General features: G+C 63.2%; 12 protein-coding genes and 1 pseudogene. 4 read left to right on the forward strand and 9 right to left on the reverse strand.

Translation table 11 applies throughout. The features are described 5' to 3' along the window. Window positions 1-410: 410 nt before the first annotated feature. Together ACP8ML_RS11775 and ACP8ML_RS11780 are read left to right on the forward strand one after the other, a co-directional pair. Window positions 411-665, forward strand: a pseudogene (locus ACP8ML_RS11775) (siderophore-interacting protein); the annotation flags it as partial. Between the two features lie 18 nt (window positions 666-683). Next, on the forward strand, window positions 684-1,100 hold the full coding sequence (locus ACP8ML_RS11780; RefSeq protein WP_256998324.1) for a siderophore-interacting protein: 417 nt from the start codon (window positions 684-686) through the stop codon (window positions 1,098-1,100). An 89-nt stretch (window positions 1,101-1,189) separates the two neighbouring features. Here ACP8ML_RS11780 and ACP8ML_RS11785 read toward each other — a convergent pair whose 3' ends face one another. From ACP8ML_RS11785 to ACP8ML_RS11795, 3 genes are all read right to left on the reverse strand, one after another. Beyond that, a complete protein-coding gene (locus tag ACP8ML_RS11785) occupies window positions 1,190-2,044 on the reverse strand; it encodes an undecaprenyl-diphosphate phosphatase (protein WP_486702945.1) in 855 nt (284 codons plus the stop codon). Between the two features lie 274 nt (window positions 2,045-2,318). Further along, entirely contained in the window at window positions 2,319-2,837 is a 519-nt protein-coding gene (locus ACP8ML_RS11790) for a ferritin (RefSeq protein ID WP_065673122.1), read from the reverse strand. A gap of 271 nt (window positions 2,838-3,108) precedes the next feature. Beyond that, window positions 3,109-3,816, reverse strand: a complete 708-nt coding sequence (locus tag ACP8ML_RS11795) for a hypothetical protein (protein WP_486702946.1) — start codon at window positions 3,814-3,816, stop codon at window positions 3,109-3,111. A gap of 97 nt (window positions 3,817-3,913) precedes the next feature. Here ACP8ML_RS11795 and ACP8ML_RS11800 point away from each other — a divergent pair, with 97 nt between their 5' ends. After that, on the forward strand, window positions 3,914-5,281 hold the full coding sequence (locus tag ACP8ML_RS11800; RefSeq protein WP_486702947.1) for an MFS transporter: 1,368 nt from the start codon (window positions 3,914-3,916) through the stop codon (window positions 5,279-5,281). Between the two features lie 135 nt (window positions 5,282-5,416). Here ACP8ML_RS11800 and rplI read toward each other — a convergent pair whose 3' ends face one another. The 4 genes from rplI to rpsF form a co-directional block, all read right to left on the reverse strand. Further along, window positions 5,417-5,866, reverse strand: coding sequence for a 50S ribosomal protein L9 (gene rplI, locus ACP8ML_RS11805; protein WP_004809776.1), 450 nt, complete (start codon window positions 5,864-5,866; stop codon window positions 5,417-5,419). Window positions 5,867-5,880: 14 nt separating this feature from the next. Beyond that, entirely contained in the window at window positions 5,881-6,120 is a 240-nt protein-coding gene (gene rpsR / locus ACP8ML_RS11810; protein WP_486702948.1) for a 30S ribosomal protein S18, read from the reverse strand. A 145-nt stretch (window positions 6,121-6,265) separates the two neighbouring features. Further along, window positions 6,266-6,856, reverse strand: a complete 591-nt coding sequence (locus tag ACP8ML_RS11815) for a single-stranded DNA-binding protein (RefSeq protein ID WP_016666441.1) — start codon at window positions 6,854-6,856, stop codon at window positions 6,266-6,268. A 114-nt stretch (window positions 6,857-6,970) separates the two neighbouring features. Beyond that, complete coding sequence (gene rpsF / locus ACP8ML_RS11820) at window positions 6,971-7,261, reverse strand: 30S ribosomal protein S6 (protein ID WP_016666442.1); 291 nt, start codon at window positions 7,259-7,261, stop codon at window positions 6,971-6,973. A 598-nt stretch (window positions 7,262-7,859) separates the two neighbouring features. Here rpsF and ACP8ML_RS11825 point away from each other — a divergent pair. Beyond that, window positions 7,860-13,181 (forward strand): S8 family serine peptidase, encoded by a 5,322-nt coding sequence (locus tag ACP8ML_RS11825; protein WP_486702949.1) that lies wholly within the window; start codon window positions 7,860-7,862, stop codon window positions 13,179-13,181. Window positions 13,182-13,324: 143 nt separating this feature from the next. Here ACP8ML_RS11825 and ACP8ML_RS11830 read toward each other — a convergent pair whose 3' ends face one another. Both ACP8ML_RS11830 and ACP8ML_RS11835 read right to left on the reverse strand, forming a co-directional pair. Beyond that, on the reverse strand, window positions 13,325-13,708 hold the full coding sequence (locus ACP8ML_RS11830; protein WP_065673118.1) for a rhodanese-like domain-containing protein: 384 nt from the start codon (window positions 13,706-13,708) through the stop codon (window positions 13,325-13,327). 187 nt (window positions 13,709-13,895) lie between these two features. Further along, window positions 13,896-14,357 carry a PTS sugar transporter subunit IIA gene (locus ACP8ML_RS11835; RefSeq protein ID WP_486702950.1) on the reverse strand — a complete coding sequence of 154 codons (462 nt, stop codon included), beginning with the start codon at window positions 14,355-14,357 and terminating at the stop codon, window positions 13,896-13,898. Window positions 14,358-14,376 lie beyond the last annotated feature (19 nt).

Consider the following 14,376-nt stretch of genomic DNA (forward strand, 5'->3'; position numbering starts at 1 on the left):
GCCAGGCACTCCAGTGTTCCCTCCCCTATCTCGGCTGACATTTTTCGCACTTGGCAACGAAGGAGCCGCCTTAGGAAGCAGGGATGCCTCGGGGCTGTGGTCCTTGTCCACGAGGACAGTCTTCGCACCTTCGGCAAGGCCCATGACGAACCACACTGGCCGAATTACACCTGTGTGAGTTGTCCCCAGTTGGTGGATAAACCTGTGGATAACCCCCGAGGAATGCCGGTGCCGGACCCCTGATGACGGCCCCTCGCCCTGTGACACCGGACTCGCACATATTTGGCAACGTCATATTTTCGTAATTGATGTAGCCTGGCCGCATGGTCAAAGTCCAGCGTCTGGCGCGGGTCCGCGAGGTTCGCCACGACATCCCCAACGTCATCTCGATCGACTTCGAGCCGTGTGACATGCCGCCCATCACCTCGGTCGACGATCACGTCAAGATCGCCCTGCCGTCCGACGGGTCCAACCTCCGCACACCTATCAGCAATGACTCCTATCCTCTGCTGCGCACATACACCCGCCGCCGCTGGTCCGATGACGGGTCGTGGGGCATAGATGTCCTGCAGTTCGGGCCCGAGACCAAGGCGGACGCCCATGACGGCCCCGGATCCCAGTGGTCGAAAATCGTCGAGCCCGGGGACGAGGTTGCAGTGAGGGGACCGGGAGGCCACTGGCAGATGCCTTCGGACCTCACCCACTTGCTCGCCGTCGCCGACGCGGTCGCTCTCCCAGCAGTGGCGAATACCCTCACTGCCCTGCCGGAATCGGCCCGCGCCACCGTCGTCCTCGTCGACGGGCATCACCATTACCCCCTCCCCGAGAACGACCGCATCACGATCGTGCCGGCTCCCCGCGATCCCGTAGGAATTGTCGCCACCGTCCGAGGCCTTGTCCTACCCGACGACGTCCACACCTTCGTTCATGGAGAGGCCGCGATGGTCCGTCCCATGCGCCGTCATCTGCGCCTCGAGCGTGGACTGCCCAGGGAGAGGGTGCAGCTATCGGCCTACTGGTTCGCCGGGCGCGACGCTGACGGATGGCGCGCCATGAAGCAGGACTTCAACCGCTCGATGGAAGCTGAGTCGGGAGACTGAGGGAGGTTCACAACCTGGGTGATCTACGCACACAGCGTCGGGGGCCGGCCTGCTTGAAGCAGGCCGGCCCTCGACGCGTCAGATAATGATCAGGCGGTGACCACGTTGGTCACGATGAGGCCAATCATGACGAGACCCACGACGATGCGATACCAGATGAAGCCGGTGAAGTTGTTCGAGGAGACGAACTTCAGTAGCCATGCGATGGAGGCGTAAGCCACGATGAGGGAGACCACCGTCGCCAGAATCGTCGGCCCCCAACCAATCGCATTGCCGCCTCCGCTGGCGGTGGAAATGTCACTGGCGGCCGAGATGGTCTCGTAGATACCGGCAGCCACGAGCACCGGGATACCCATGAAGAACGACAGGCGAGTTGCGGTAGCGCGATCGAACTTGCGGAACAGACCGGCAGAAATCGTCGCGCCCGAACGGGAGATACCGGGGAACAGCGGAGCCAGTGCCTGGAAGCAGCCAATGACGGTGGCGTCGACGATGCCGACTTCCTTCATGCCACGGTCGAGGTCTGACTGACGGTCACCCAGCCACATCACGCCACTCCAGACGATGAGGGCAATGGCGACCACCCACAGGGAACTCAGGGTGTTCTCGATGGCGTCCTTGAACAACAGACCAACGATGCCCACCGGAATCGAACCCAGGATGATGCCCCAACCGAGGGTGTAATCCGGATCGCTGCGGTCCTCCTTGTGGGCCAGACCTTTGCACCACGCGACGACGATGCGCACGATGTCAGACCAGAAGTAAATGATGGCGGCGATGATCGCGCCGACCTGGATGATCGCGGTGAAGGCAGTGATCCCGGCGCCCTGGATGTCGTACCCCAGCAGCTTCTCGACGATACGGAGATGGCCGGTGCTGGAGACAGGCAAGAACTCGGTGATGCCCTCGACAATGCCAAGGATGACGGCGTGCAGCCAGTTCACGGATGAAAACCTCTCGATTGGGGGTCGTGCGGATGCGGCAGGCGCTGATCCACGTCACTGCATCCGGGCTCACACCATAGACGGAGATACCGACAGTTCTGCTGTGCAAATACCCTGTCGCCTGACATCAATGACCGTGGTCGGGGCTGAGACATCCCACCTACGACCACGGTCGTCATGCGCACAACTTCCTCACAGTGGCGACCATAAGCTGCAACAGCATGGACCCACGCGCATCGTCATATCACGCGGGCGAACCCCGCGTGACTTAACGTCATTCAGCGTTCTCGGTGGAATCCACATTGCGAGAGCCGAGCTCGGCGTCCAGCCGAAGCAGGCCTGGACCGTCGTCCCCGATGAGCTCGATCCGACCGACGATCTCGCCGACGGTCGACTCCTCCTCGATCTGCTCGTCAATGAACCAGTGGAGCAACGGAATGGCGTCGATGTCGCCGGCTGAGGTGCAGGAACGGTAGAGCTCACGGATGGCCTCGGAGACCTTCTCCTCATGGACAAGGGCCGTCTGGAAGATCTCCAGCGGGGACAGACCGGGCTCGACCTCGGGAGCTTCGATGGTTCCGATGCGCGGGTGGTTTCCGCGATCGAGGACGTGGTCGATGAACTTGTTGGCGTGAACAATCTCTTCGTCCGCTTGGTGGCGTAGCCACGTGGCCACGCCGGAGAGGTCCTGGGCGTCGGCCTCGATGGCCAGCTGACGGTAAGTCATGTCAGCGGTGAGTTCGAGGGTGATCTGATCGTTGAAGGCCTTGACGATGTCATCGGACATGTTCATGTCTCGAGCCTACGAGGAGCACCCAAAAGCTCCGGGGTGACGAAAAATGGCACCCCAGATGAAGGGGCATCACTGCTGTGAATCTCCCCCCACCTGACGCGACAATTTTCGTGCTCACGGGTCACGCGGACTAGCCGAATCGGCCTCTTGGGCCATCCCCTTTGCCGCTCTGGACAGTGAGAGCCCTCAGGAAGAGGCCAGCCCCGGTAATGCCTTCCGACAAGGCGTCCAAGGCGACGGCTGATACTCCTCGGCGATTTTCACCGCCAGGTCAAGGCCACAGGGCGTACGTCTGACCATTCCCGGCGCACCAGACGGAAATCCCCATCACCCCGACCTCGAGAGGCACGACATCGGCCAGGAACTCGACTGCTCTGCCCCGTAACTCAGGCGGAACCTGGTACCCCATCGTGACGTGGGGATTCCACCACCGTGGCCCGTAGTAGTTGAAAGCGGTAACGCCCACCTCGGTCAACCGACGATGCAGAGCCTCATGGGGTCTCCGGAGCGTCTCCGGAACCCGCGAGGCGCGAAAAACGTCAGCCGCAGCCGGAGAGGAGCACGATTCGGCACCTTCTCCCTGCGAGGTGTCAGAAATCGTCGTGGGGGTGAGGGGGCCGGAGACAGCGGCGGGGGCAGGGACGCTGGTGTCCGACCAGGCCACCTCAGGGCGGGTGACGTCGGGGCGAGTTGGGTGGTGAGGGCACAGCGCCACCACACCATCAGAATTCGGCAACTGGCACGAGGTCGTCAGCGTCACTCGCTCCGGCCACCCGACGTCGACGAGATCAGAATCGACTCCATTCATGGTCGAGACCGCCGCCACCGTGACGTGGGCAGGCTCGCGCAGCACCGGAATCCCCGCTGCCATGAGCTGGTTCCGGACATCACGAAGTACCTCCTGGGCCTCGTCATCGAGGGTGAGGGACAACGTGTGAGTGAACACAACGCCAGGCTGCCAGTCGCTGTCTTCTGTCACACCTCACCCCAATCTTGTTACAAATCTGTTACCAACGTCACACTTTCCACCCATTTACGGCATAGTTCCGATCACGATGCCGAAGGAGGCGCCAACAGTGGCAAGTGAAACACAACTGGTCCGTGAGGAACACAGCCTCGGACGGGCTGCACTCAACACCCTCAAAGGGTGCCTGGGAAACCTCGTCGAGTGGTACGACGTCTACACCTACACGGTCTTCGCAACATATTTCCAGAACCAGTTCTTCAGCCCTGAGGACAAGAACTCGCGCATCTACGTCTATGCCGTGTTCGCCATCACCTTCCTCATGCGTCCGCTGGGTTCTTGGTTCTTCGGACGCTGGGCCGACCGGCACGGACGTCGCTCCGCCCTCACCTTCTCGGTTCTGGTAATGGCCTCCGCCTCATTGGTTGTGGCGATCCTTCCTTCTCGCAACCAGATTGGTATGTGGGCCGCAGCGCTCCTCATCATCTGCCGTATTGTCCAGGGATTCGCCACCGGTGGCGAGTACGGCACCTCCGCAACGTACATGTCGGAAGCGGCTGTTCCTAATCGTCGCGGCTTCCTGTCATCCTTCCAGTACGTCACCCTCGTTGGTGGCCAGGTCATCGCCCAGGCCGTCCTGCTTATCGAGACCGCAACGTTGACCCACGACCAGATCGCCACCTGGGGTTGGCGTATCGCCTTCGGTATCGGTGGCCTCGCGGCCGTCGTCGTGCTCTGGATGCGACGCACCATGGACGAATCCCTCACCGAGGAGCATCTGGAGAACATTCGCACGGGCCTGGACCGCGATTCCGGCACGATGCGCACCCTGCTGGTCGATCACTGGCAGCCGCTACTGCTGGTCTTCCTCATCACCATGGGCGGCACCGTCTGCTTCTACACCTACTCGGTGAATGCCCCCGCCATCGTGAAGTCCACCTTCAAGGAGCAGGCAATGACGGCGACCACCGTCAACCTCATCGCGCTGATCTTCCTCATGTGCCTGCAGCCAGTCGGCGGCCTCATCTCCGACAAGATCGGCCGCAAACCGCTGCTGGTCTTCTTCGGCGTGGGCGCCGTCTGCTACACGTGGGTGCTCATCGCCTTCCTCCCCAAGGCCACCAATCCCTTCGGCGCCTTCGGCCTGCTGTTCGTCGGCTACATCATCCTGACCGGCTACACCTCGATCAACGCCCTAGTGAAGTCCGAGCTCTTCCCGGCCAAGATTCGCGCCCTCGGTGTCGGCCTCGGCTATGGCCTCGCCAACTCCTGCTTCGGTGGCACTGCCCCGTTCATCTACGAGGCCTTCAAGGAACATGACAACGTGACGTGGTTCATCGTCTACGTGACGACCCTGACCTTCATCTCGACCTTGATCTACATCTTCGGGCTCAAGAACAAGACGGCCACCCATCTCGATCACGAGCAAGGGCACGCCTGGACACACAACGATGAAACGCCCCCGCCGGCAGCCCGCTGACCCCCAGTGGCCATGCGGTAACCCCCGCGCGGCACACAATGGAGTCAGGCTTCGTCATGACTTTCGCCGGTGGTGACGCAACAAAAGGAGGGCACCCACATGGGTGCCCTCCTTCATGTCTGCGTGTGCATCAGATCACGCGGCAGGAACGGTCTCCACCGTGACGTGACCCTTGATGGCGTCATGCAGCTTGACGCCGACGGTGTGCTTGCCGATGGTCTTGATCGGCTTGCTGATCTCGATGGTCCGCTTGTCGAGGGCGGGGCCACCAGCCTTCTTGACGGCCAGGGCGATGTCGGCAGGGGTGACGGCACCGAACAGACGACCGCTCTCGCCGGCCTGGACGGTCACCTGGACGACCAGGTGCTCCAGCTGAGAACGGACCTGCTCGGCCTCCTCCTTGGAGTTGATCTCCTTGGCCTCGCGGGCGCGGGTGATGTCCTTGATCTGGGCCTCAGCACCGCGCGTCCACTTGATGGCGTAGTTTTGCGGCAGCAGAAAGTTACGGCCGTAACCGTCCTTGACCTCAACGATGTCACCGGGGACACCGAGCTTGGCCACCGGAGCAGTGAGAATGAGCTTCATGTCTTTCTCCCTTCTCAGCGAGCCGTCGAGGCGTACGGGAGCAGTGCGAGCTCGCGGGCGTTCTTGATCGCGATGGCGACCTTGCGCTGATCCTGGACCGACAGCCCGGTGACGCGACGAGCGCGGATCTTGCCTCGCTCAGAGATGAACTTGCGCAGCAGGGCAATGTCCTTGTAGTCAACCGCGCCGATGTGCACGGTCTTGACGGGGACGACCTTCTTCTTGTTCACAGACTTGCGCTGTGGACCGGCCATTGTGGTGCTCTCCTTCGTGTGAAAGCCCGGCTCTCGCCGGAATGTGCCTTGTCCGTGGCCCCATGCGGGGCACCGAACCTGATGTTTCTTGTATCGATGACGCCGGTGATCGGCGGATCGGATCTCCCGATCAGAGACCTATCGATCAGAACGGGGGTTCATCGGTCTGGGCCGAGGCCCAGGGATCGACTCCGCCGCCGCGGTTGGCATCACCGTTGTTATAGGACCCCTGGTTACCGGAGTTTCCACCCCAATTACCACTCTGGCCGCCATTACCGCCGGACCAGCCGCCATTGCCGCCACCGGGGTTTCCGCCCCAGTTGCCGCCCTGGCCGCCACCAGCATTGCCACCCCAGTTGCCTCCGCCGGAGGACTGGTTGCGAGCCACCTTGGCCGAGGCGAACCTCAGCGACGGACCCACCTCGTTGACGTCGATCTCGTAGGAGGTACGACGGTTGCCGTCGCGGTCCTCGTAGGAGCGAGCCTTGAGGTTGCCGTTGACGATGACACGCATGCCCTTGGAGAGGGACTCGGCGACATTCTCGGCGAACTGGCGCCACACGGAACAGTTGAGGAACATTGCCTCACCGTCGCGCCACTCGTTGGTCTGTCGGTCGAAGGTTCGCGGGGTCGATGCCACCGTGAAATTCGCGACAGGCACCCCGTTAGGGGTGAAGCGCAGCTCAGGATCAGCAGTCAAGTTGCCAATCACCGTGATGGGTGTTTCGCCAGCCATGTCACTCTCCGCGGTTCGGGGTTTTGCGAATCAATGGTTCCAGTGTGCCGCTCACCTAGGACAGTCTTCGGAATCTCCCGAAGGACAGCGGCGAACAGCGCGGGTCCTCGATCCTCAGTGGATCTCGGGACGCATGACCTTGGTGCGCATGACCTTCTCGTCGATGGCGAGAAGACGGTCCATCTCCTGGATGGTTGCGGGCTCACAGGTCGCGTTGATGACGACGTAGATGCCTTCCGACTTCTTCTGAATGTCGTAGGCCAGGCGGCGCTTGCCCCACACGTCGACGTTGTCGACGGTGCCCTTCTCGTCAGTGATGACCTTCAGGTACTTCTCCATGAGGGAATCGACCTGACGCTCCTCGGCGGTCGGATCAATGATGATCATGACCTCGTACTTACGCATACGCTGACTCCACCTCCTCTGGTCTCAGCGGCCACGAGTACATCCCGTGGCAGGAGGGCGAATGCCACCGATCGGGGTCTGCCCGACCGGCCAGCCGCCACTGTGGACAGCCAATTGAGCAGCATACCGGCTGGGTCGTCGTTCTCCGAATCCTCGGGACTCATCGCCGGCCGCCTCACCTCCATGACGCCCAGAATCCATGATCCGCGTAGCGCGAGGCCACTTAGGTCGCCCTAAGCAGTTGGTAACGATTTCATCAATTTCTTCTTCGAGGTCTCGCGCTCATCGGGGCGATCCGACAGAGTTCTCCCCAAAGCGGCCGGAACTGCACCCGAGGATCCGACATACGGGCACCATGTCTGTTGTGCCAGATCTTTGGACAATCTGTCTGCCACGTATGCGAGCCCGGGAGGTCCGGCCGCAGTGTCAAAGAAAGACGGTCACACATATGCGTACATCTCGAGGAGGAGGACTGCTCGCAGGCATTGTTGCGCTGGCGCTGGCAGCTACTCCGGCCGCGATGGCCGCCCCGAGTCCAACACCACCGCCCCTCTCTCCCCCTCCCGCGGCTCAGAAACAGTCCGAGAAGGTCAAGGTCATGGTACTGCTGAAGGGGCAGCCCTCCGGACGCGGAGTTGAGAAGACCAATCTCGCCGAGCTGAGCCGCACCATCAGTGCCATTCAGTCTAAGGTCCCGATCAAGGTTGACCGCCGATTCGGCATGCTCCTCAAGGGGTTCTCGGCCTGGGTGGAGACCTCTGACATCCCCGCTCTGGAGGCCCAGCCAGGCGTCGCCTCCGTCAAGCCGGTGCGCGCTTACAAGCCGGTCGATGACGACGCCAACCTGGCGACCGGGGCCACCGCAGCTCGCAAAACCGGACTCGACGGACGAGGCACTGTCGTCTCCATCGTCGATACCGGTATCGACATCAAGCACCAGGACATGCGTCTCGACGCCGAGGGCAAGGCCAATGCCAAGCTCAAGGCCGTCGACGGATTCACCGACAAGGTGCCCTACGGCTACAACTTCGCCGACCGCAACAGCAACGCCAAGGACACCACTGCCTCCCAGCACGGCATGCACGTTGCCGGCATCGTGGCCGCCAACGGCGGTCCTGACGCTGACGCCGTCACCAATGGACGCGTCAACGGCGCCGCCCCCGAGGCCCAGTTGCTCGCCATGAAGGTGTTCTCCAACGATCCCGCCAAGTCCGGATCGGCCTACACCGATGACATCGTCGCCGCCATCGAGGAATCGGTGCGACGCGGCGCCGACGTCATCAACATGTCCCTCGGCTCGGCCGATGGCGTGGACTCCGCCGACCAGGGTGAGGCCCTCGCCATCGCCAACGCCCAGCACGCCGGCGTCCAGGTCATCGTCGCCGCCGGCAACGACGGCCTGTCGACCTCCGCCCAGGGCAACGAGGTCGACGCCCTCGGGCTCCTCGACAACGGAGCTCTCGGTAGCCCCGCAGCTGCCCCGGCCGCATGGTCCGTCGCCTCCATCAACAACGTCCACAAGGTCGTCACTGCCGCGAAGGCCACCTGGGAGGGCGGCTCCGCCGAGGTTGGATACCAGCAGCAGGCTGGCCCCGCCGACTTCGAGACTCACACGCTGGTCGCTGCCGGCATCGGCAAGCCCGACCAGGTCCCCGCCGAGGTCAAGGGCAACTGGGCCCTCATTGAGCGCGGTGAGATCTCCTTCGCCGACAAGGTGAAGAACGCCGTCGCCAAGGGTGCGACCGGTGTCATCATCTTCAACAATGCCGGCGGCGGGAACGACATCCCCGGCATGGCAGGTATCGAAGGCTCCACCGTCCCGGTCTCGGGCATGGGACATGACGACGGCCAGAAGCTCGCCGACGTCATGAAGTCCGGCAAAGAGGTGTCGATCCAGCTCACCAAGTCCAACAAGCTGGTCGACAACCCCGATCCGTTGCTCGCCTCGAGCTTCACCTCGTGGGGTGCTACCCCGGACCTCAACTTCAAGCCTGAGATCGCCGGCATCGGCGGATCGGTCTACTCGACCCTCAACGACAACAAGTACGGCGTCATGTCGGGTACCTCGATGGCCACCCCGAACGTCGCCGGACTGTCGGCCCTCATGCTGCAGTCCCTCAAAAAGACCAACCCTAGCCTCTCCCGTGTCGCAGCGGACTCCACCCTGCGCACCGCGATGTCGAACACCGCCGAGATCCTCACGTACTCCAACGGTGTGCCGCTGGCTCCCCGTCAGATCGGCGCCGGCCTCGCCCAGGTCGACCGTGCCGCCAAGACCCGCGTCCTGGCGACGGTCAACGGCAAGCCCAACGCCGCTCTCAAGGAGATCACCTCGGCCCGCAAGGTCAACGTCGTCCTCACCAACCTCGGTGACAAGCCGCAGACCTTCACCACCAGCCAGACCTGCGTCGTCAATGAGGATCACAGCGGTGAGAACCCGCTGACCTCGTGCTCGACCAGCGAGAAGGCGACCGCCGCGACCAACACCGTGACGGTTCCGGCCCACGGCACCGCCAACGTCTCCTGGACCGTCACCCCGAAGACCGGTGACGCCCACTGGATCGAGGGCTGGTTCAAGTTCTCGTCCACTGATCCGTCCCAGCCCGATCTGACCCTGCCCTACATGGGCTTCGTCGGCGACTGGAACGCCGAGAACATCATCGACACCCCCGTCTACTCCAAGACACCGTCGCTGATGTCCCAGGTCTTCGGCGAGAAGAACCCGCACAAGACCGTCCTGGCCAGCAAGGCCTTCGGCTCGATGACCATCGAGCGCGGTGTGGGAGCCAACTTCTTCTCCCCCAACGGCGACGGGATGCTCGACACCATCTTCGCCCAGACCCTGCTGCTGCGTTCGGCCCAGGAGCTCAAGTTCTCCGTCGTCGACGCCAACGGCAAGACCGTCCGAGAGCTTGGCTCCGACCGCGACCTGCAGCACATGCTGCTGAACAAGCTCGCCGGCATCCGGACCAACGCCGCCGAGAGTGATCCCGATCGCGGCTGGGACGGCAAGGTGTGGGACGCCAAGAAGGCCGCTTTCGTCACCGCTCCCGAGGGCAAGTACACCTTCAAGGTGCAGGCTCGTCTGTCGCCGAACTTCAGCTGGCAGACCATCGAGATGCCCTTCGTCCTCGACGTCACCGCCCCGAAGCTCGCCACCTCGGTGCGCGCCAACGCCGACGGCACCGCCTCGGCCATCGTCAAGGTGACCGACTCGGGTTCGGGTGCCGGCCCGGTCGCCGCGCGCGATGGCTCGGGCAAGATGTTGACCGCCGACACCAAGTCGGTGCCCGGCGCGACCGTCTTCACCGTTGCGAACCCGGCTGCGGCCAAGTACGTGCAGCTCACTGCCGTCGACCGCGCCTTCAACACCGCGACCTCCGTCGTCATGCTCGACAAGACTGTCCTGGCCACCCCCGACTCCCTGCTCCAGGGTGCCGTCGTCAACGCCGAGACCCCCGACTCCTCGAGCTTGTTCCAGGTCGAGAAGCAGGCCTTCCTGCGCAAGGACAAGACCCTGCCTATCCGCGGTGTCGTCTCCGCCCAGGTTGCCAAGGTGACCGTCAACGGGGTTGACGCCACGATCGACGCCGACCACCACTTCACCGCGATGGTCGGATGGACCGAGGGACACAACAGCTACGAGATCGTCGCCTACGACGCCGCCGGCAAGGTCCTCGACCGCTCCACGACGTGGATCGACGTCGACCTCAAGGGCCCGCAGCTCACCGCTGACGCCGCTCGCAATTCGCAGAGCCTCGTCACCATGAAGGAGGACGGCACCGTCGACGTCTCGGGCACCGTCTCCGACGACCAGGCCAAGGTTGGCGACCAGCGTCGTCCGCTGACGGTCATGATCGACGGCAAGAAGGTCCAGGCGAATGCTGACGGCACCTTCAAGGCGACCGTCGCCCCGGGCAAGTCAGCCACCCAGGTCGTCGTGGCTGCCAATGACGGAGTGAACGTCACCACCGTCACCCTGCCTCTCGACCGCCCGGTCTCCGAGGACAACGCCTTGCGCATCACCTTCGACAACCCGGCCATGGCTGATCCGAACTCCCCGTTCGGCCAGCAGAACGTCTTCCTGGACGGCAAGGATCCCAACGTCGACACCAAGTCGAACCCTCGCACCTACACGATCTCGGGTACTTTCAACCGTGCTCCGAAGTCCTTCACAATCGAGGGCAAGGAGGTTCAGCTCGATTCCAAGCTGCACTTCTCCGTCAAGGTGCCGATCAACCAGGGCCTGACGAAGATCAGCTACACCGTCACCGACACCACCAAGGACGCCAAGATCCTTGAGAGTGCATGGCGAGTGTTCTACGACAGCCGGGTGCCCGGCATCGAGCTGGATCGTCCGCGTATCGCCGAGGATGGTGCCATCTACATCACCAAGCCGTCGCAGGACGTCACCTTCGCCGGCCGGGTGTGGGACAACGCCTTCGGTTACAACCTGGCCATCAACGGCAACATCGTCAGCAACTTCTCCAACGTCTGGGATCCGGGCGCCAAGATCAACAAGCGCGGATTCTCTGAGGATGTCACCGCCTCTGACGGCGACCGCATCCTGCTGGGTCTCTACGACCTCATGGGCAACGGCCTGGAGCAGATCATCCCGGTGATCAGCGACACCGAGGCTCCTGACGTCGAGGTTGCCGGAGTCAAAGCTGGTGACGTGGTGTCCGAGCCGACGACGATCACCGTCAAGGCTTCTGACGCTCACCTTCGCAACATGAAGGTGACCCTGGACGGCAAGCAAGTCGCCTTCAAGGCCACGAAGGTGGTCCCCGCCGAAGGCGCCGAGGTTGCCTTCGAGGGTGAGCCGGACGACACCGGCGCCACCGCCCCGTCGACGTCCCCGTCCTCCGAGGCTTCCGCCGCTCCGTCGGCCAGCGCTCCGACCACCACCTCGGCTGCTCAGGCCGAGAAGGTCGCCGCCAAGGCTGCCGCTGCCCAGGAGGCCGTCGACAAGGAAGCTGCCAAGGATGACGCCAAGCCGGCCAAGACCGGTGAGGGCTACACCCAGCTGACAGTCGAGCTGCCGACCAAGGACCTGGCTGCCGGCGCACACCAGCTGGCCGTCACCGCCACTGACCGCGCCGACCGTCGTACCGACGTCGCAGTGCCGTTCACGGTGGACGCTGCTCCTCGCATCGAGGGGCCGGACGCCCTGGTCGTCAACCCCGACGAGAACGTCCTCGACCAGATCCGCGCTGCCTACAAGGTGGTTGACGATCTCGACGGCAACCTCGTCGTCAACGCCAACTTGAGCGGGCTCGTCATGGACCAGGCCGTCCCGGTTGTCCTGACCGCGGTCGACTCGGCCGGCCACGTCGCCACCAAGACCGTGCAGATCACCATGCAGCGTCCGGAGCGGACCCTGACCGGTGAGTGCGGCTCGATGAAGGGTCGTTTCGCCAAGGCTGACTCGATCTCAATCACCTGCCGCACCGACGCCAACGGGGACGTCATCGTCACCGTGAAGAATGCTGGACCGACCGTCAACGGAACGCTGACCCTCAATGTGCCGACCGATCGCAAGATCCTCGTCCTCGAGAATGGCAAGGTCGTCGGGACTGCGAAGGGCCAGGTCGTTAACGGCAAGGTTGTCCTCAACGCCCCGTCGAAGATCACTCTCGACTTCGTCGCCAAGAAGGCTGACGCGGGTGACACCCAGCCAACCATTCCGGGCAAGACGAGGCCTGGACACGGCACCAAACCTGGGCACGGCACCGACCCGGGTCATGGCACGAAGCCTGGCCACGACGGATCCAATGGTTCCGGGACTCCGCATCGTCACTACCAGCTGCCTTCCACCGGTGGTGACCCCGCAACTGGCCTCACGGGCCTGGCTGGTCTCGCCGGACTGGTAGCGCTCGCCGGCATGGCAGTGTCGGTCATCCGCAAGTCGCGTCGCTGACGCCTGGCAACGCATCGCCCCTTCACCTGTTGGTGAGGGGGCGATGTTCGTTGTGGGGGTTCTGGCAGGGACTGAGATCGAGGCCTGCTGTGGGGGCTGTCTCCGTCAGGGGCCTGACGACGATGCGTCGCGGTGGTGAGGTGTCAGCGGCCGCGTGGCGGCCCAGGAATGAGGATTTCCCCGCCGGCCCGCCATGCGCGCAGGCCGGATGCAAGGAAGTCGCAGGTGTAGCCCTTCTCCCGTACCCGGTCCACCAGGTGACCGGATCGGAAACCGGTGTCGCACACCAGGACGAAATGCGGATCGGGTTCAGCCAACGGGTCATCGCCATAGACTGCGGTGAACGGGTCGGCGATCAACTCCTTGGGGTTGATGAGCCGCGACCCAGGGGCGTGGCCGGCCTCATACTCGCGGGGAGTCCTGACGTCGACGAGAACTCCTCCCTTGGCGAGGATGTTGAGGACGTCGGAAAGCTCAAGGCCTCCCTCGGCCATTCCATGATTCATCAGCAGGTCGCGCAGTCCCATGTCTGCACAGTCTAGGGAAAGTGACCGAACGGTGATTCACACCGTCTCGTACTGGGTGGCGACTCACCCGATGGCGAAAATTCCCGGCATGGCAGGGCCCGGGAAGCGTCAATGCGCGTTCCCCGGGCCTGCTGACGAAAATGGTCACTCTCTGCTCGACGCTGTCTGTCCACGAGCGGGCTGTGGCTCAGACGCTGATGCCCTCCAGTACCGCGCGAATCTCCTGCGGAGTCGAAGCCGACATCAGACGGTTGCGGAAATCAGCCTTGACGAGGTTCCGTGCCAGGGAGGCCAGGATCCGCAGGTGCTCGTTGCCAGCTGCGGCCGCGGGAACAGCGATGAGGAAGACGAGGTTGGCCAGGGAACCGTCCGGGGCTCCCCACTCCACTCCCTCGTCACTGCAAGCAAAGGCCAGGGCCGGACGATCGACGCCATCGCACTTGCCGTGCGGAATCGCGATGCCGTCACCCAGGCCGGTGGTTCCGACGTCCTCACGGGCGCGGACGGCCTTGATGAGCACATCGCGGTCGACCAGCGCGCCGCTGGCACCGATGAGGTCAACCATCCTCTCGATGGTGTCATTCTTGTTCCCTGCACTCAGGGACAGATCAATCGATCCTTCGGCGAGCAAATCTGCAATCGTTGCCATGTTGTTTCTCCTAACGATG

Source organism: Cutibacterium sp. LaCa_255, from assembly GCF_057458005.1.